This window comes from Candidatus Paceibacterota bacterium (assembly GCA_035452965.1).
In the GTDB taxonomy this organism is placed as follows: domain Bacteria; phylum Verrucomicrobiota; class Verrucomicrobiia; order Limisphaerales; family UBA8199; genus UBA8199.
Genome location: DAOTCE010000005.1, coordinates 296,927 through 314,913 on the forward strand (window position 1 = coordinate 296,927; position 17,987 = coordinate 314,913).

The 17,987-nt window shown below is 59.4% G+C and carries 14 protein-coding genes and 1 tRNA gene; 5 read left to right on the plus strand and 10 right to left on the minus strand.

Annotated features, from left to right (window positions below):
- Positions 1-8 precede the first annotated feature (8 nt).
- The 7 genes from P5205_07485 to ilvE form a co-directional block, all read right to left on the minus strand.
- Complete coding sequence (locus P5205_07485) at positions 9-2,960, minus strand: tetratricopeptide repeat protein (GenBank protein HSA10200.1); 2,952 nt, start codon at positions 2,958-2,960, stop codon at positions 9-11.
- A 41-nt stretch (positions 2,961-3,001) separates the two neighbouring features.
- Positions 3,002-4,132 carry a class I SAM-dependent RNA methyltransferase gene (locus P5205_07490; GenBank protein HSA10201.1) on the minus strand — a complete coding sequence of 377 codons (1,131 nt, stop codon included), beginning with the start codon at positions 4,130-4,132 and terminating at the stop codon, positions 3,002-3,004.
- Positions 4,133-4,151: 19 nt separating this feature from the next.
- Entirely contained in the window at positions 4,152-4,364 is a 213-nt protein-coding gene (locus P5205_07495; GenBank protein ID HSA10202.1) for a hypothetical protein, read from the minus strand.
- Positions 4,365-4,630: 266 nt separating this feature from the next.
- Positions 4,631-7,111, minus strand: a complete 2,481-nt coding sequence (locus P5205_07500; protein ID HSA10203.1) for an ATP-dependent Clp protease ATP-binding subunit — start codon at positions 7,109-7,111, stop codon at positions 4,631-4,633.
- A gap of 41 nt (positions 7,112-7,152) precedes the next feature.
- On the minus strand, positions 7,153-8,265 hold the full coding sequence (locus P5205_07505; protein HSA10204.1) for a protein arginine kinase: 1,113 nt from the start codon (positions 8,263-8,265) through the stop codon (positions 7,153-7,155).
- Positions 8,266-8,270: 5 nt separating this feature from the next.
- Positions 8,271-8,780, minus strand: coding sequence for a UvrB/UvrC motif-containing protein (locus P5205_07510; GenBank protein ID HSA10205.1), 510 nt, complete (start codon positions 8,778-8,780; stop codon positions 8,271-8,273).
- 7 nt (positions 8,781-8,787) lie between these two features.
- A complete protein-coding gene (gene ilvE / locus P5205_07515) occupies positions 8,788-9,660 on the minus strand; it encodes a branched-chain-amino-acid transaminase (protein ID HSA10206.1) in 873 nt (290 codons plus the stop codon).
- A gap of 491 nt (positions 9,661-10,151) precedes the next feature.
- Between ilvE and P5205_07520 the strand changes: the two genes are divergently transcribed.
- Together P5205_07520 and P5205_07525 are read left to right on the plus strand one after the other, a co-directional pair.
- A tRNA-Glu gene (locus P5205_07520) sits at positions 10,152-10,226 on the plus strand.
- Positions 10,227-10,343: 117 nt separating this feature from the next.
- Positions 10,344-10,994, plus strand: coding sequence for an OmpH family outer membrane protein (locus P5205_07525; protein ID HSA10207.1), 651 nt, complete (start codon positions 10,344-10,346; stop codon positions 10,992-10,994).
- A 447-nt stretch (positions 10,995-11,441) separates the two neighbouring features.
- Here P5205_07525 and P5205_07530 read toward each other — a convergent pair whose 3' ends face one another.
- A complete protein-coding gene (locus tag P5205_07530; GenBank protein HSA10208.1) occupies positions 11,442-12,128 on the minus strand; it encodes a response regulator transcription factor in 687 nt (228 codons plus the stop codon).
- Between the two features lie 491 nt (positions 12,129-12,619).
- Here P5205_07530 and P5205_07535 point away from each other — a divergent pair, with 491 nt between their 5' ends.
- A complete protein-coding gene (locus P5205_07535) occupies positions 12,620-13,897 on the plus strand; it encodes an MFS transporter (protein HSA10209.1) in 1,278 nt (425 codons plus the stop codon).
- A 61-nt stretch (positions 13,898-13,958) separates the two neighbouring features.
- On the opposite strand, the gene P5205_07540 is transcribed toward P5205_07535, so the two are convergent.
- Positions 13,959-15,347 carry a Gfo/Idh/MocA family oxidoreductase gene (locus P5205_07540; GenBank protein HSA10210.1) on the minus strand — a complete coding sequence of 463 codons (1,389 nt, stop codon included), beginning with the start codon at positions 15,345-15,347 and terminating at the stop codon, positions 13,959-13,961.
- Positions 15,348-15,732: 385 nt separating this feature from the next.
- Here P5205_07540 and P5205_07545 point away from each other — a divergent pair, with 385 nt between their 5' ends.
- Positions 15,733-16,497, plus strand: a complete 765-nt coding sequence (locus P5205_07545; GenBank protein HSA10211.1) for a DUF1638 domain-containing protein — start codon at positions 15,733-15,735, stop codon at positions 16,495-16,497.
- Positions 16,498-16,938: 441 nt separating this feature from the next.
- Entirely contained in the window at positions 16,939-17,259 is a 321-nt protein-coding gene (locus P5205_07550) for a hypothetical protein (GenBank protein HSA10212.1), read from the plus strand.
- Between the two features lie 33 nt (positions 17,260-17,292).
- Here the strand turns inward: P5205_07550 and P5205_07555 are convergent, their stop codons facing one another.
- Positions 17,293-17,889 (minus strand): hypothetical protein, encoded by a 597-nt coding sequence (locus tag P5205_07555; GenBank protein HSA10213.1) that lies wholly within the window; start codon positions 17,887-17,889, stop codon positions 17,293-17,295.
- Between the last annotated feature and the right edge of the window lie 98 nt (positions 17,890-17,987).

A 17,987-nucleotide genomic window follows, 5' to 3' on the forward strand; every position in this document is an offset into this window, starting at 1 on the left:
GGCTGCGGTCAGGGCGAGCCAGGCTTTAGTTCTTCCAGGCGCGCGGAGACAAGTTTGGCTTCGGCGATGTTCGTCGGAGCATTGACCAGGTAGAGTTGGTAGTAACGCACCGCGGCATTGGTATCCCGCATGCGCCAGGCGATTTCACCCAGCCCGAAGTAGATTTGGAAGGCGGTAGGGAAAGCCTTCTGCAAGACCTCATAATCGCGGCGGGCTGGTTCAAGTTGGTCGGCGCGCAGGGAGGCGATGGCGCGATTAAGCAGCGCAGAGTAATTGTTGGTGTCCATGGTCAGCACTTTGGTGAGCGGTGGAATCGCTTGCTCAAAAGCGCCGACCTGGATGCAGGCGTAGCCCTTGTTCACGAGCGCGTTCATGTTGGTGGGAGCGAATTTGAGTTCCTGCTCGATGATGTTCAGTGCGTTGGAATAGCGCCCGGAGTTCATAAATACCTGCGTCGCGGTGGCCAGCACATTTGTGTCGTTGGGATATTTTGCCAACGCCGACTGCACGGTTGCCTCCGCGCCCCGCAGGTCGCCTTGAGCCAGATGCGCGGAGGTTTCGACATAGAGCAATTCCGTCCGATTGGTGCGGGCGGCATCGAGCAAGTCGGGCTGCGCCCGGATCCGCTCGATCAGTTTGAGCGCCTCGCCGGGTAGCTGGCTGATCACATACAATTGGGCCAGCCAAATGCGGGCGATCAGATTTTCAGGACCCAGGACTCTGACGCGGTCGAACTGCGCCGCCGCCTGGCGATAGAGGTTGTTGTTCACAAAAACCCGTCCCTGTTCAAAGCAAAAGTTCGGTTCGTCAAACGGCCCGTTATCGCCCATGATTTGATCCCAGTTTCGGTACTTGCCAAATTCATCTTCGATAGACTTGGAAACCTGAACGGAAGCCCGTCGGCCAGCTTGGAGGTTCCTGTTGCACTCCAGGTTAACCTGCGCTACCAGATTGTCGGGGTTTAACGCGAGAGCACGCTCGAAATGTGCTGCGGCATTCGTCAACTGACCGCACTTCTGCAATTCGACCCCCCAGTAGTCAAGTGCACGCGAATAGAACGCAGCGAGGGTGATGGCGTCGCGGTTTGACTGCGGAGCAAGATGCAGTTGTTTGATCAGAATATCCATGAAGCCCGGCTGGTTGCTTTGAGTGGACGCCTCGACGACAGAAAGCAGCGGTTGCAGTGCGCGTGCATCGGCCCGTTCCCAAAAGCTCTCGTTCTGGGCGATCAGGGCATTACCCGGCAGCGGCGCAAGGAGTGAATTGGTTGGATACGGAACAAGCTTGTAGACCAAGCCATGAGATTCAGGGTAGAAGAATTCGAAGTAATACCCAAAGCTGGGGTGGAGGTAGTAAATGCTATTGGTTTGTGCCAATCGGGAAATCAACTGGACTAACAGAAAGGGCTCAGCACGCTGCGCAAGCCCCTTGGGAGGATTACTCTCCCATACTTGTGGGTACTGTCGCTTGAGGAAGCGGTGATAATCAGGATATACAAGCGAGCTAGTGTCGAGGAAAAGGTAATCCCTATCCTTTTTGCTGAGGGCGGTGTAGGCATGGAGCAGGTATAAGCGGCGAGGGTCGTCAGACAGCAACACGGCATGCTTGGCGGGAAGCGCCTCCGCCATTTGCGCCGTGTAGTGCTTGAGCATAGGGCCGTTGGTTGCCCGGATTTGAGGCAGGTTCCTGTAAATCAGAATCCCTGGCGGCAACACCAGCAACAGCCAGACGGCGAAGGTCACGAGGTTCTTAATCAGGCGCTTCGGAGGTGTCACTCGGCGGGGGCGATCGGATTCTCCCCCAAACACAAGGAGAAAGTAGCCGCTGCAATAACCCACGACCAGCGCGCCCAGGTAGTAGAAAGTGAGGAATGGAGATCCGAAACCCTTGTTCCGGGGACTGAATGGCGGGTCAAGCGCCACCCAGATGCAGGCGACCAGGAACAGGGCGTGCACCACATGGAACATGAATGTGGCCAGTGCGACTCCCAATTTGCTCGTGTCGCCGAAGTATGAGGCCCAACGAATGCCCATGATGAAAACCGGCACCAGGGAAGTCAGGGCCAACAATGCGACCTCCTGCCTGCCGTACTTGTAAAACATCATGAGAATGCCTCTTTGGGAATTGAGGTTGGCTTTCAATGTGGGCCAGAATGGCAGGGCGGAGTCGCTTAGGCCCTGCAGAATCGGCAGCAGCAAGTAAAGCAACAGGCCAACTGCCCCGCAAAGGGAAGCCCGCGTGAGAAAGCGCAGGTTGAAGAAACCCAGACCTTTGATCCAAACCAGCGCCAACAGGAAGGCTGGAAAGAAGCCAATCATGGCCCAGTTGTTTGTGATCGCCGCGCCGAAAGCCAGGCAGGCGCGCAGCAACCACGACTCACGCTCTGCGACGCGGAACTCCAGCAAGCAGCGAAGGACGTACGAGAAAAACAACAAGTCGAGCATTTCGCAGCCTGAGCCCCATGGAGGGGGCGGGGAGGAGACGGCGGTTGCGTATTCCCAGAACGTTAGTTGTAAACCGCACACTAGTGCCGCCAACACGGGGGGCAACCAGGCGGCAGGGATCGTAAGGATGCCGGATTGGCCGGATCCCTGTCGTCGCTGTTCGTCGGTGCGGTCATGGGGGAGCAAGGCAACGGAGCGGGCCAGCAGTGCCAAGGATAAAGCTGCGCAAACAGCGGCGAAGGAATTCAGCGCCAGCGGAATGACTTGCGCCGGCAGCCAACGGAACGGGTAAGTGACCAACCAGAATAGAGGTCCATATACTTCCGGCTGCCAGGTCCAACCGGAAACGCTGGCCACCTGTTGCAGACTGCTCAGCGATACCCAGCGATTCAGCGTGATGAGGTAAACAACCAAGGCACCCGCCGCTACCAGCCAAGGCAGGAGTGCGGGGACGAACTTGTCTTTCCGACTGGCTTCAGATTCCATCATCATGCGGCGGGTCAAAGTTGAATCCATACCCACAACATTGGCAAGCCTAGTTTCGATCCGGATGCCGCCTATCGGCTTCGCACGTCCGCCACACATTCCACATGCTGAGTATTCGGAAACATATCCAGAGGCACGACTTGCGCTACTTCAAAGACACCTCCAGCGCACAAAACGTTCAAGTCACGCGCCATCGTGGCCGGGTGACAGGAGACGTAGACAACTTGGGCCGGCCGAACTTGGCGCAGCACCTGCAACATCTCTGCTTGGCAACCTTTGCGCGGGGGATCCAGCAATACTGTGGTTGTCTGGGCGGCAAACCGCACAAGCAGCGCAGGCAGAACATCTTCGGCGGCCCCAGTCACGAATTCGCCATTGGTCAGCCTGTGGGCGATCGCATTTCGATGCGCCGCGCGAACCGCCAGGCGGTCCAGTTCCAAGCCGATGAATGACTCGACCAAGTCACCGAGTTCGATGCTGAAGAAGCCGACGCCGCAGAAGATGTCCAGCAGGTGACGCGCGCCGCTCTTTCGCAGGAGTTCGCGTACTACGTGAACCATGGTGGGCAGCAAAAAGGAGTTGTTCTGGAAGAAGGAATCTGGCGGGACTTCCCAACCCACCGGGGGAATGCGGAGGACTACTTTAATCCCTCCTCTAGGCGGAGGATGCGCGCGAACATACTTGATTTGATCGTTAAGCGCTGGCTCGGCAATCTTACACTCTTCGAGATCCACCACCAACCGGCTGTCCGCACGGATGAAGCCGAGATTGAGACGCTGGTTTGGCTTGTCCCACTGGCTGCGTACCATAATGCGGTTGCGGTAGCCGTGCGGCTTTGGGCACGGGATGACAGGCGCGATCAATCCGGGATCAAGCCGGCCAACGCGTTCGAACAAGTTGGCAATCTGCTTATGCTTGAGCAGCAACTGGACGGGGTAGGCCAGATGTTGATACTGGCAGCCGCCACACTGGCCGAAGAGCGGGCAGATAGGCTCAACCCTGTGCGGGGAACGCCTCACCACGCGCAGCAACTTCGCCCGCGCAAAGCGCTTCCTCAATTCCGTTACTTCCACCTCCACCACCTCGCCGGGAGCCGCGAAGCCAACGAATACGACAAAACCTTGCGCGCGGGCCACCCCTTCGCCACCGAAGGCGATGTCCTCAACCGTTAGGCTTAACCTGTCACCGAGAGAAAGGCTCACACCGAAGGAGGACAACGGATTAACCTTCGTCCCTCTTGATCCTGTAATGTCCGCTGTCGTCCTGCTCAACCAACCCGTGTTCCACCAGTGAAGCCAACGGCGCGTCCACCCAGTGCGGATTCTCTTCGAAGACCTTGCGTTTAAGGGCCTTCCGTGCAATCTCTCTACGCGCCACGTAACAGTCGGCACTCCCCGCGAGAAAGGTCACAATCGCCGATTCCTCATAAGTCATAGTTCATCCTTCGTCTGGTCAACGTCACTGCGCCGACGCAGTTGCGGCCTTGCGGCAAGCCCGGAGACGGTAATGGTTCAGTGCATCCGGTGCAAGTAGAAGCCTCAGAGCGAGGCTGTCTCCACCTCTCGTTGATGCCTTGTCGCAATACGGAGCAGGCACGCTACCCTGTGTTGCTAAGGCTATCTTGAGGACGATGATATCGCGCTTCCCAGTGTTCCTCCTGAACAAGACGCCGATCTGTTCTGCGAATTCCCTGCGATGACTCAGCTTGAAAGCGCGCCTGCGGGGGCGGCGTTCTGCGAGAAGACCAGGTGGTCATTGTCCACGGTCACGAGGATTGGTTCACCCTCGTGGAATATGCCTCGGAGGATCTCCTCGGCCAGCGGGTCTTCGAGAGAGCGTTCGACTGCGCGGCGCATGGGGCGCGCGCCGTACAGCGGATCGTAGCCTTTGGTGACCAGGAACTCCTTCGCCTTGTCATCCAGTTGCAGCACAATGTTCTTGGCTTTGAGCCGCTGCATCACTTTTGTGATCTCCAAATCGAGGATTTGGATTAAATCCGGCTTGGTGAGCGCCCGGAAGACGATGATGTCGTCCAGCCGATTCAGGAACTCCGGCCGGAAAGTCTTCTTGGCCTCGTCCAAGATCTTCTCACGCATCTTCTCGTAGCTGTTCTCGTCGGTTATCGGCGAGAAGCCGAGCGTGGACTGTTTTCGGATCGTGTCAGAGCCAACGTTTGAGGTCATGAGGATAATCGTATTCCGGAAGTTGACCACGCGGCCCACATTGTCGGTCAACTTGCCTTCCTCGAGGATCTGCAACAGCATGTTCCAGACGTCAGGGTGTGCTTTCTCAATTTCATCGAAGAGCACCACCGAGTAGGGCTTGCGGCGCACCTGTTCTGTCAGCTGGCCCCCTTCTTCATAACCAACATAACCGGGGGGAGACCCAATCAAGCGGGAGACGTTGAACTTCTCCATGTATTCGCTCATGTCGAGCTGGACGAGGGCCTTGGAGTCGCCAAATAGCTGCTCCGCGAGGGTCTTGGCGAGCAGGGTCTTGCCGACGCCCGTCGGGCCGAGCAACGCGAAGGTGCCGATGGGCCGGCGGGGATCCTTCAGGTCGGCGCGGGAGCGGCGCAGGGCTTTGCATAAAGATGAAACAGCCTCACGCTGGCCGATAACAACTTTGCCCATTTCGTTTTCGACTTGCAGCAGCCGTTGCATTTCGCCCTGCTCCATTCGTTGGAGTGGAATGCCAGTCCATTTGGAAACCACGTGTAAGATGTCTTCCTCGTCCACCTTGATGCGTTTTTCTTCGCGCGTTGTGCGCCACCCTTTCAGCAGAGCCTCAAGCTTCTCTTTTGCCTGCTTCTCGTTGTCACGCATGGACGCGGCACCTTCGAAGTCCTGGTTTTTTATCGCCCGTTCCTTTTTGGCCTTGATCTCCTCAATCTCGGTCTCGAGCGCTTTAACCTCCGGAGGGCGGGTCATCGTGCTGATGCGAGCCCGGGAGCCGGCCTCGTCCATCACATCTATGGCTTTGTCGGGCAGGTAGCGATCAGTGATGTATCGGTCGGAGAGTCTGACCGAGGCTTCAATCGCCTTGTCGGTGAACTCGGCCTTGTGGTGGTCTTCGTACTTGGGGCGCAGGCCCTTAAGGATCAGGATTGCCTCTTCGATTGAGGGTGCTTCGACTTTGACGGCCTGGAAGCGACGCTCCAACGCGGCGTCCTTCTCGATGTACTTGCGGTACTCGTTAAGCGTGGTGGCGCCAATGCACTGGAGTTCACCCCGGCTAAGGGCTGGCTTGATTATATTCGAGGCGTCCATTGTGCCTTCAGCGGAGCCGGCGCCGACGATGGTGTGCAGTTCGTCAATGAACAGAATGATGTTCTTGGAGCGCCGAATCTCGTCCATGACCGCCTTAATGCGCTCTTCGAACTGGCCGCGGTATTTGGTGCCGGCGACCATCAGGGCCAGGTCGAGTGTAATGACGCGCCGGTCGCGAAGCAGTTCCGGGACGTTGCCGGCGGCGACTTCCTGTGCCAAACCCTCCACAATGGCCGTCTTGCCGACACCCGCCTCGCCGAGCAGCACCGGGTTGTTCTTGGTGCGCCGACACAGGATCTGAATGACCCGCTCGATCTCGCTCTTGCGGCCGATGACGGGGTCCATTTCCCCTTTCCGCGCGATCTCTGTCAAATCGCGGCCGAATGCCTTGAGAGCGGGGGTTTTGATTTCGCCCTTCTTCTCAGGCGCTGGCTTCTCTGGAGCCTCGCTCGGCGTTCCTTCATCCTGGGCTGCGAAGTTGGGATCGAGTTCCTTCAGGATCTCCTGCCGGGTTTGTTCGATATCAACATCGAGGTTCTTGAGGACACGGGCGGCGACGCCGTCGCCCTCGCGGAGCAGGCCAAGCAGAATGTGCTCCGTGCCAACGTAAGTATGATTGAGGGCCTTGGCCTCCTTCTGCGCAAGCGCGAGCACTTTCTTAACCCGCGGAGTGTAGGGAATATTGCCCATCATCTTCTGGTCGGGTCCCGTGCCAACCTGCTTCTCGACTTCCAGGCGGACCGTGTCCAGATCCAGGCCGAGTTTCTGGAGGACGTTGACCGCCACCCCCTGATTCAGCTTGATTAGTCCGAGGAGAAGATGTTCGGTACCAACGAAGTTGTGGTTGAACCGGTCGGCTTCCTTGCGGGCCAGTGCGAGCACCTGTTGTGCGCGCGGGGTGAAGTTGTTCATGGCTTCCTGATCGCTCATATATTACTCATCTCAAAATGCAGTCACTCTGTCGGTTTGTCCAATCCCGTTGCCGGTGGTGCGGGCGGCTGGGCGATGGGGCGGCTGACTGGCCGCAGGCGGTCGCGCAGCATATCAGCGCGCAGCAAGTCACGGTCCTCGGCGGAGAGCTTCTCTGAATGCTGCTTCTGCAGGTGTGCTGGCTGGGTCAAAATGAACAATTCGTCCACCAGGGACCGGTCCACACCGGGGAACTGTTGCGCGTCCACGCCCAGGCGAAGCAGCGACAGCAGGTTCATGGTTTCCTTGGAAGAGATGCTGTGGGCGTTTGCCAGAATTCCGTACGCGCGCCCGATGTGGTTGAATACCATTTTGGGTTTCTTCTCCAATAGGTTGGCGCGGGCGTTTTCCTCGTGCTCGATGATCTGGCTGAGGACTTTTTCGAGGCGCTCGACGATGGCGCTTTCGGGCTCGCCCAAAGTCATCTGGTTGGACACCTGAAAGACATTGCCCAGCGCCTCAGTGCCTTCGCCGTAGAGGCCGCGAACGGCCAAGCCAAGCTTGTTCACCGACTGGATAATCGGGTTGATTTGTTCGGCCAGCACAAGCCCGGGCAAGTGAAGCATGGCGCTGACCCGGATGCCGGTGCCGAGGTTCGTCGGGCAGGCGGTCAAGTAGCCGAGGTTGGGATCGAACGCAAAGGAGAGCTTCTTCTCCAATGCGGAATCCGCCGCATCAATAGTGGCCCACGCGCGGCGCAGTTGGAGGCCGAGGCACAGGGCCTGCATGCGCAGGTGGTCTTCCTCGTTGATCATGAAACAAAGCGTTTCGTCCCGGTTAAGCACCAACCCGCTGCCGGCGCTCTTGGCCGCATGTTCGCGGCTGATGAGATGGCGTTCCACGAGGATCTGCTTGTCCAGGACGGATAGCCGGTCCATGGTCCCGGAGAAAGCGCCTTTCATTTCCGGGAGAGCCTCAATCGTGGGCTGAATGAGATCCAGCACGCGCATTCGTTCCGGCTTCTTCGCCCAGCCCGGGAAAGCGGCATTCTTGAGGTTGCGGGCCAGGCGGACGCGGCTGGACATCACAATCCGGTCATGGGGGCCTTTGCGACGAGCGCTTTCGGCCGGCGGGATAAGGAAGGCGTGGAGGTCCATGTGCGTCAACTAGCGGTCTTCTCAGCGGCCCGGGCCGTGATTTGCTTAATCTCGTCCCGCAGGATGGCCGCCTGCTCGAAATCCTCCGCTTCGATGGCTTTGGCGAGCTTCTTTTGGAGGCTGTTTACGCGGTCGGACAGGTCGCGGGTCTTGCGCAACGATTCAGGCACCTTTCCCACGTGCCTTGTGCCTTTGTGCATTGTCTTCAGCAAGCCTTCCAGTGGCTCCGCAAAGGCCACGTAACATTCCGCGCAGCCCAACCGGCCCGCCTTCTTGAAATCTGCCTGGGTAAAACCACACACGGGGCATTTCAGCCCGGTCTCGCCACCGGCTTGCTCAATCTCCTGCGTGGCGCCCAATCCAAACAGCTCGTCCACGAAACTGAACGCCGTAGGGTCGTTCATTCCCGTGCCCTTGGCACATTCTTCGCACAGGTCCACGTTGTGCTTCTTGTCCCCCGAGATGTTCGTATAGTGGACGGTGGCTTCTCGTTCCTTGCAGATGTTGCACAACATAAATGGCCTAACCGTATATCGGCTCGCCGGACGCTTTCGTCAAGGCATGGTATCGCGTTACCAGATCCTTTGTGATGCGCCCGGGCTTGCCGGTTCCAATGACCCGTCCGTCAAGCTTGACCACTGGCACCACTTCGGCGGCTGTCCCGGTCAAGAAACACTCGTCTGCGTTGAACATGCTGTAGCGGGTCAGGTTGGGTTCACTCACCTTCAGACCCGCTTCTGCCGCCAGTTCCATCACCACCTGTCGGGTAATGCCATGCAACGCGCCGGCCGATAGCGGCGGGGTGAGCAATTCTCTGTCCTTCACGATGAACACATTGTCCCCGGTGCATTCCGCTACGAACCCCTCGGAATTCAGCATGATTGCCTCCTCGGCGCCCCCGTTGTGCGCCTCGATCTTGGCCAGGATGTTGTTCAGGTAGTTTAGGGACTTAATGGCCGGGTTGAGCGCGCTGTGCAGGTTTCGCGTCGTAGGCACAGTAATAATCTCCATGCCCCGTTCGTACAACTCCGGCGGATAGAGCGTTATCTTCCCGGCAATAATGATAACGGAAGGGCGCTTGCACTTATTCGGATTCAGCCCCAATGTTCCGACGCCTCGGGTTACGACCAGGCGGATATATGCGTCACGAAGCCGGTTGCGGCGGACGGTCTCGACGATTGCCTTCATCATCTCGGCGCGGTTCATCGGAACCTTCAGCAGAATGGCCTTTGCCGAACAGAAGAGCCGGTCAATGTGCTCCTTCAGCCTGAACACCCGGCCGTTGTATGCACGGATGCCCTCGAAAATGCCATCCCCGTAGAGCAGGCCATGATCGAAAACCGAGATCTTGGCGTCTCGCTCGTGGAGGTATTTTCCGTCAATGTAGATTTTCATGACTCGTATCAGAAGCACACTACGCAAACCACGCCGCCAAAGCAAGACTTCTCCCCTCTCCCAAACCTCCTCGCCGATGAGCAAAGACGCCGTTGTTGGCTTTGAGGATAGCTGGGTGATGGCTTGTTAGTGCGGTCAGGCTACGGTGTGTATCCCATGGGGAGCGATCCCCATGGGATACACACCGTAGCAGCACCGTGCCGTCACCGTAAAGCCAAGCCAAAGGTGCCGAAATGAGTGGGGAGTAGAGAAAGGAGGCAGTCAGCACTACTGTCCAAAATATGGACAGTGCGCAGGTTTGAGCTTGGTGGGGTCTGTCAGGTGCCGGCTGGGGAGCAATGATGACCTTGCATTCCCTGTGCCTCGGCCATCCGGGTTGTGCGGGCGAATACCACGGTTGGCACTTTTCAGAAGAGAGTGAGAAGCTTCACTTTTCTGTGCTATTTGCGTGACAAGGGAGCTGGCTCAGCTATATTTCGAATCCCTTGGACGACCCTATCGTCTAGCGGTTAGGACACCGCCCTTTCACGGCGGCGGCACGGGTTCGAGTCCCGTTAGGGTCGCCATTTGTGTCCGGGAGTGCTGGTGCCACGGCAGGCCGGCGAACGAGGGGGCGTGTGCGACTTATGCAGGTGCAGTTTTGAGTTGGCCACGCCAGTGAATTCTGATTTTTTGGCATTGTTATGAAGAGTCTCATTTGCAAATTGGTGGCGGGCTTGTTCTTGGTTTCGTTGTTGAGCGCCCCCGCTTATGCCCAGGGCCGCATTGCCACAGTTGATCTGCGCAAGCTCTTCGACAACTACTGGAAGACCAAGCAGGCGGACGCGGTGCTGAAGAACCAGGCTGCTGACGTCGAGAAGGAGTTCAAGACCATGCTCGACGATTTGAAGAAGTCCAAAGAGGACTATCAAACGCTGTTGGCAGAGGCGAACAACCAGACTTACTCCCTCGATGAACGCGAGAGGCGGAAGAAGACAGCCGAGGACAAGCTTAAGCGAATCAAAGAGGAGGAGGATGCCATTACGCAGTATGACCGCCGGGCACGCACCACGCTGGACGAACAAACCAAGCGCATGCGCGGCAGCCTGGTCGAGGAAATCCGCACCGCGATCAAGGGCAAGGCGACAGACGCCGGTTATGCGCTGGTGCTCGACACCGCGTCGGAGGGCGCCAATGGCACCCCGATTGTGCTCTATACGAACAACGAGAACGACATTACCGATGCTGTCCTTGCCCAGATCAATATTGGAGCGCCGGCCGCTGAAGCGCCGAAGTCGGATGAAAAGGCAAGCGGCCTGAACTTGAAGGACGACAAGAAGAAGGATAAGAAGTAACGGCGCTGCTTTTCCAACAGCTCAGCTTTGGCTGAGCCCGCCCGGCGAAAGGGCTGCGCACCACGCATTGGTCCAGCTTCAGATCCGCCACCTTGGCCGCGTTCTCGCCGGGAAACCAATGGTCCGCCTGACCGAGCCGATTGTAGCGCATCTTGCCCCATGCGACCAGGTCGAGCGACTTGGCGAAAGTCCACAGGCGCAGGATTTCCAGCACATTCACCTGGCCGGGCACATCCACGTATGGTGGCAAACCTTCCGGCCAGCGATCGCACCATTCGGCGCCCAGCACTTCTTGCATCTGTTCCCTTAAGCGCGTCTCGATTGGCGCAATCGTCCCGGCGATGCAGTCGTAGTGTTCAAGGGCGCGAACATGCTCATCGATGCCGTGGCCCAAGGCTAAGGCTGGGCCAAAGCCCGGCCAAGAAGAAGATCAGGTTTCTTACCGATCTATGTGGGGTTTTCCTGCTTCACCCACGTCGTGGCGCAATGGGTGAGTTCTGCCGCGCTGGCCAGGTTGAGCTTTTGTTTAATCTGCTCGCGGTAATACTCGATGGTCTTGACGCTCAATTTCAGCACGTGTGCGATTTCCTTCGTCTTCTTCCATTGTCCGATGAGTTGAAAGACTTCCAACTCCCGATCGCTGAGGCCCTCAACGGGGGACTGTTGGATGTTTCTTGGCCCTCGGACCTGCTGCTGCAGCATCTTGGCGGCAAGCGTGTCGCTCACGTAGATGTTCCCACTTAGCACCCGGCGGATGGCTGTAACCACCCGGTCCAGCGCATCCCCCTTCATCAGGTACCCGAGCGCCCCCGCGCGAAACGCGATTTCCGCGTATATGGACTCATCATGCGCGCTCACTACCAGCACCGGCAATCCGGCGTGCTGAGCCTTGATGTTGCGCATTAACTCCAGCCCGCTGCTTTCCTTGAGGGAGATATCGGCGATGACGAGGTCCGGTTTGAGCTTTCCGATGGCGCTGAGCGCATTGGCAGCGTCTTCCTCTTCCCCGCAAACTACCAGGTCGCTCTGCTGGTTCACGAGCTGGGCGATGCCGTAGCGGACTACCGCGTGATCATCTACCAGCAGTATCCGTCTGCGGGTGTCCTTTACTTGATTCTGTTTGGCGTGGGCCATGGTCATCTATCAGTGTGTTCAAGGCGAAGGTTCTCGCATCGGGCATCAACGAAACCGCGAGCAAGCCTCTCCACCCAAGTGCCTCATCCGCCCCGCCCTTTCTGCAACCGGCGTGGACGGCGTGCAATTTCATTAGCAAACCATGCAGGTTATGGGCCAATCTCGCGGTTTTGCCATAAAGCCGCCTTTGCCAGAGTTAGGCCGGCTTGGATTCCGCTGCGTTGCCTCAATTCTGGACAGATGTTGGCAGAGGCTGGGTCAATCTGATTATGCCGCTTTCCGATGTTGGCGCCTTTACGCCATCGTCAGAGGTCGAAGGGGCCGCCTGCTTTTTGGCCGGGACAAATTGTTGTCCGTGCCTTACTTGGGATTGTGGTCTCCGGGAAGCGCGGTGTCCGACTCACTTGACTGGCGCGAATCTGCCCCTAGATTCTCGCCATGTCTTTCGAGGTTCCACCGGACGCCGCGCGGCGATTATTTGACGTAACCACGTGAGGAAGCCATCTATACTGGTCATCTTTCTCACGGTCTTTATTGACCTCATCGGCTTCGGGATCATCGTGCCTCTAATCCCGTCCTACAGCGAGCACCTAGGCGCTCGCGGGATCGTGATCGGCGTCATCTTCGCCTCGTTTTCAATCATGCAGTTCATCTTCTCGCCGATCTGGGGCAGACTGTCTGACCGGCATGGCCGCCGGCCCATACTGCTCATTAGCACCGCGGGCGCGGCCGCCTCTTACGTGCTATTCGCGCGCAGCACCGGCCTTGCGAACCATACCGCCGCCTTGTGGCTGATGGTGGTGTCGCGGATGCTTGCCGGTGTTTGTGGCGGCAACATCACCGTGGCGCAGGCTTATATCGCGGATATCACGACGTCGGCGGAACGCTCGAAGCAGATGGGCCTCATCGGCATGGCGTTCGGGCTGGGATTCATCCTCGGACCCTTTATCGGGGGAGTGAGCCTGCGCCATCTGGGCGACACCGGTCCTGGCTGGGTGGCGGCGGCGCTGTGCGCGGTCAACTTCCTGCTGGCCTTCTTCATTCTTGCGGAGAGCCATCGGCCCGGTGCGGCGCAGGCGGCTGTGCGTCCACACCTTGACCAGTGGGCGCATACGCTTCGTCATCCGAAGGTGGGGTTGCTGGTGGTTGTGTTTTTTCTCGCGACCTTCTGCTTCAGCTGTTTTGAGAGCACGCTCCCCTTGCTCGTCGGCGCCAATTTCCACCTGGACTTCAAGAACGATGCAACTTCGGCCAGCACGGTCGCCTACCTGTTCGTGTATTGCGGGCTGATCGGTGCGGTGGTGCAGGGCGGGGTCATCGGGCGGTTGGTCGAGAAGATGGGCGAGCCCCGGCTCATTGCGTTGAGCCTGGTGCTGACCGCGGGCAGCTTCATGTTGATTCCGTTTCTCGGGGGTGGCTCACAACTGACCTGGCAGGTGCTCATCCAGAAGGACGGCTTGCCCTGGGTGTGGCTCCTGCTGGTGCTTGGTTTGCTGTCGGTTGGCACAAGTCTCACACGCCCGCCGTTGTTCGGCCTGCTCTCGAACCTCACACCCGATCACGAGCAGGGCGCGACCATAGGCGTGGCCCAGGCCGCAGGCAGCCTGGCGCGCATATTTGGGCCTGTGTTCGCGACGGCGCTGCTGGCGTATTCGCCTCCGCTGCCCTATCTGATCTGCGCCGGGGTGCTGCTGGCCACAACCGTCCCGATCCTCCGGCGGTTGTGCGGTGCCGGCCCCAAGGCATCCGGCGGAAGCGATCGATGCTGAACGGGATGCCTGTCTGCGTGCCTGCGCGCAATTGTGCGGTGCAAGCCCGCCAACGCGGCTGCTACATCGCCCACGGCTCGCGCATCTCGCGGCCGAGGAGACGAAAGTTGGCCTCCTCGTCGCAGGGAAAGCGCTCTTTCATCGGGTCCCAAACGAGCTTGCGGTTGAAGTGCAGGGCGATCTCGCTGAGGTGGCAGAGCGTGTCGGATTGAACTGCCTCGTCTATCGGGCAAACAGTTTGGGCGCGGCTCTTGATGCAATCCAGGAAGTTGCGGACGTGGTCGGGGCTGCGGGCGAGTTGGACCTGGAAGGCGTCTTCATTTTCGTCAATGAGGTTCTCGGGTTGGAGATTGATGCCGGCACGGTCAACGTGGACCCAGCCGTCGGTGCCCTCGAAGGCGGTGCCGTGATCGGTGATGCGGCGGTAGCGCTGCTTCCACTCCTGCTCGTGCTCCCAGATGTCGCATGCCGGCGCCTCTGGATTAGGATGATGGGGCGAGCCCTCGAAGCGCAAAGTTACGCCGCTGCCGAATTTCATGTTCACGTTCCAGGCGGTGGCGGTGTCGCAGATGCCTTCCGCGCGGAAGGTGCCGCGCCCCTCCACCTCGATCGGTCCGTGGAGCAACCCGCCGCCGCCCCAGGCGGCGATGTCCATCGGATGAATGCCCCACCCGGCGATAAATCCGACGGCAAAGTCACGAACATGCCACCAGGTCTTCTTCGCGCCCGGGCCGGCAACGAGATTCTCCGTGTGCGGGCGAGATGGCGCCGGGCCGAGCCAGAATTCGTAGTCGAGCCCGGGCAGAACCGGGACGACTTTGGTTGAGCCGCCCGAGGCGCTCGCGGGCCCCCAGGCGTTGATGTGGCGGAGCCGGCCGATGCGGCCGTTGCGGACCAGCGCGCAGGCGAGGCGGAAGATGCGAGAGGAGCGTTGCTGGGTGCCGAATTGAAAGACGCGCCTGGTCCGGTGGACGGCTTTGCGCAGGGCCCAGTCTTCGGTGAGGTTGAGGCCCAGGGGCTTTTCGAGATAGACGTCCTTTCCAGCGCGCACGGCTGCGAGCGCGTTGAGCACATGCCAGTGGTCGGGCGTGGCAATGAGGACGGCGTCAACGTCTTTGCGGGCGAGCAGCTCGCGGAAGTCACCGTAGGTGGCGCAGTTATTATTCTGGTAGTGCTGGTTTACCCGGTCGCGGGCCTGGTTGAGGTGGGTTTGGAAGACATCACAGACCGCGACGACCTGGGCGTCTTTCTGGTTCAGGAAGTTGGTCATGTCCCCTTGGCCTTGCGGTCCGACCCCGATGCAGCCGACGGTTATGCGACCGCCAGGCGCAACTTTGCCGGCCCGGCCGAGGGCAGAAGCGGGCGCGAGCACGGGGAGGGCGGCGGCGGAGAAGGCGAGGGTGGTGGTTTGCTTGAGGAATTGGCGTCGGGTGGAGGAGTTGGTTTGCATGAGAACTGGAGTCTAAAGGCTATACTCGCGGGTCATTTGGCGACGAACTACGCTTGCTGCTCACGGAGATTGGCAGAGAGGCAAAGTAGTGGGAAGGGCAAAATTGACGGGGGCGTAATCCCTGAGTCTGGCAGGGCGCTTTCGCCGAAAGCGCCACCGTTTGGCCGCTTCGGCGAGGCGGCCCCACCCAGCAGGACGGAGGGCTTGCACGGAGGCGCCGTTCCTGCCGGCAAATTGGTTTGAGCGGCCGGTCCGTGCTTGATATATGGTTAGGTATGAAAATGACGCTTGCGGTGTTCGCTGCGGTGCTTGCGGTAGCGCGCACTCCGAGGCGCGCCGCGGCTCGCAGGTGACTGCGGGCCCTGCCCAAACGGTTGCTGCTCTTATGTTCTACAAAGTCATTGCCTGCGAAATCGCCTTCCGCGAACTGTGCCACGCCGCGGCGCGGTCGAAGAACCTCATTGACTTCGATTTCCTGACGCAAGGCTACCACGACATACCCGGCACCGGGCGGACGGAGATTCAGAAGCGAATAGACGCAGCTCCTGCCGGCCGATACGACGCCATCCTGCTCGGCTACGGGCTATGCAGCAACATCCTCACGGGGCTGACCACGGCGCATACCCCGCTGGTGATTCCTCGCGCGCATGACTGCATCACCTTCTTCCTCGGATCGAAGGAGCGCTACCGGGAGTGCTTTGATTCGAAGCCTGGCACCTATTATTACACCTCCGGCTGGCTCGAGTGCGCCAGGCGCCGCGGGCAGCAAGGGCCGATCTGGGGCGGCGCATCCCTGCCGGCCGGCGCCAACACCGGCATCAAGGCGGCCTACGAAGAGTGGGTGAAGAAATATGGCGAGGACCAGGCCAGTTACCTCATGGAGGAGATGAACCGGTGGACGGAATCCTATTCGCACGGGATCCTGATTGACTTCGACTTCGTCAAGCACCTCAGGCTGTGCGAGCAGGTGCAGGAGATCTGCCGGGAGCGCGGCTGGGATTACGAGGAAATCCAGGGCGATTTGGGCTTGTTCCATAAGCTGCTGGAGGGAGAGTGGCCGGAAGCGGACTTCCTAATCGTGCGCCCTGGGCAGAAGGTGATTGCCGCCAACGACGAGCGGGTGATCGGCGTTCAATCCGCCGGCCCATAGCGCGGAATCCAACCTGACCAGGTTCGGCTGGAATTGTCTCGCCTGGCTGGTGGGCTGAGGACACTCGCCGCCAGCCGGGTATAACCGGCCACACCCACGGACTGCCGCCCCACCCCCATTGGCTCCGCCCGTCCCCCGCGCCCAAGCCAATTACGGCTATGAGACGGTGCCAATGCGGCGGGACTACGGTGTGGTTCCCATGGGGGTCGGTCCCCATGGGAACCACACCGGGGTATAACGGGTGTCACAGCGTTGTCACACCGGGGCGGCTGCCCGGATTTGACCTGGCTGGGGTGGAACAGCCGTCTTGTTCAGGCGGGGCATTATCACGTGACTTTGCCTTATTGGAGGGGGAAACAGGCCGGAATACTCGCAATTCTGCACCTGAAGGCAGGTGGCATAGGTTATGCATTTCTCACAAATACGAGCGCGGAAGTAAATATGAAACTGATAGTAATAGTCTTCTTCGCACTGCTGGCGGTCGGTTGTCAAACGCCCCAAACTACCCCGCGTCCTATTGCGTATTCAGGAGGCGACGGGTCGTCGCGCGAGCAGGCGGTCGTCATCAGCGATATGGACTGCCGAGAGGCGGGCACCCTGGCAGAGATGCTGTGGCTGACGAGGAACTATCCGGGATACCGCGAGGCGAGCCAAACGGCGCTGAATACGGCCAGCAGGAAGTATGACGTGGTTGAATTTGCCACGGCCGAGGGCCAGTCAAAGAAGGTCTATTTCGACACAACCGAGTGCACCGACAGGTGATTTGCACCTCCAGTGCGGCGTTCCGATCCCGGGCTATTCGCTCTGGATGCAGTAGAAGCAGGGGGCGGGCGTGTTTGCGACCGGGAGCGGGTCGAACGTGCCGGGAGTGACAAAGTTGGTTGCGACGCGCGGCCAGCTACCCGGTGCGTCGCTGAGGCTGGTGGACTGGCGCAAGACAAACCGCGCTCCCACGCCGCCGGTATAGGTTAACGAGGTGCCACGGAAATCGGTGATCCGCACCGGCGCCGGGTTTGTGGATGCCGAGATCAGGGTGAACTTCACACAATCCGCGTATTGTTTCAGGGAGTTGGCTGGATCAGTGCCGCTGACGTAATGGAACTCGATTTGCGGGTTGAGGACGCCGGCAGTGTTGGTGAGCCAGCAGACAACGCCCCACTTGTCCACTGAGTTGGCCGCCTGGAATGCAGTGGTGTTGGTTTCGGAACCGCCGCCGCCCGACAGGCCGCCGATGGCGCAGTTGGTGGAACAGACACCGAAGATGCTGTCCTCGGCGACCTGGAAATTGGGCTGAGTCACCGCGACCTCATAAACCGAGCCAACCCCGTCGTTGCAGGCGGTGCAAACGACTCCGAATCCCTCGCCCGGTGCCATTGCCTGAAGGGTATGCATATAGCTGCCGGCGCGCGACGGCGTGCCCGCCGCGGCGCTCTTCTGGGTGCGCCCGGCAGGGCGCACTGACTAGTTGGTTAGAGTCCAATGCACACCCG

Coding starts and splice junctions, on each gene's coding strand:
- P5205_07530 (HSA10208.1), bottom strand. CDS start 12,128: ATGGCCCACGCCAAACAGAATCAAGTAAAGGACACCCGCAGACGGATA.
- P5205_07550 (HSA10212.1), top strand. CDS start 16,939: ATGAAACTGATAGTAATAGTCTTCTTCGCACTGCTGGCGGTCGGTTGT.
- P5205_07500 (HSA10203.1), bottom strand. CDS start 7,111: ATGAACAACTTCACCCCGCGCGCACAACAGGTGCTCGCACTGGCCCGC.
- P5205_07540 (HSA10210.1), bottom strand. CDS start 15,347: ATGCAAACCAACTCCTCCACCCGACGCCAATTCCTCAAGCAAACCACC.
- P5205_07495 (HSA10202.1), bottom strand. CDS start 4,364: ATGACTTATGAGGAATCGGCGATTGTGACCTTTCTCGCGGGGAGTGCC.
- P5205_07555 (HSA10213.1), bottom strand. CDS start 17,889: ATGCATACCCTTCAGGCAATGGCACCGGGCGAGGGATTCGGAGTCGTT.
- P5205_07485 (HSA10200.1), bottom strand. CDS start 2,960: ATGGATTCAACTTTGACCCGCCGCATGATGATGGAATCTGAAGCCAGT.
- P5205_07525 (HSA10207.1), top strand. CDS start 10,344: ATGAAGAGTCTCATTTGCAAATTGGTGGCGGGCTTGTTCTTGGTTTCG.
- P5205_07505 (HSA10204.1), bottom strand. CDS start 8,265: ATGGACCTCCACGCCTTCCTTATCCCGCCGGCCGAAAGCGCTCGTCGC.
- P5205_07510 (HSA10205.1), bottom strand. CDS start 8,780: ATGTTGTGCAACATCTGCAAGGAACGAGAAGCCACCGTCCACTATACG.
- P5205_07545 (HSA10211.1), top strand. CDS start 15,733: ATGTTCTACAAAGTCATTGCCTGCGAAATCGCCTTCCGCGAACTGTGC.
- ilvE (HSA10206.1), bottom strand. CDS start 9,660: ATGAAAATCTACATTGACGGAAAATACCTCCACGAGCGAGACGCCAAG.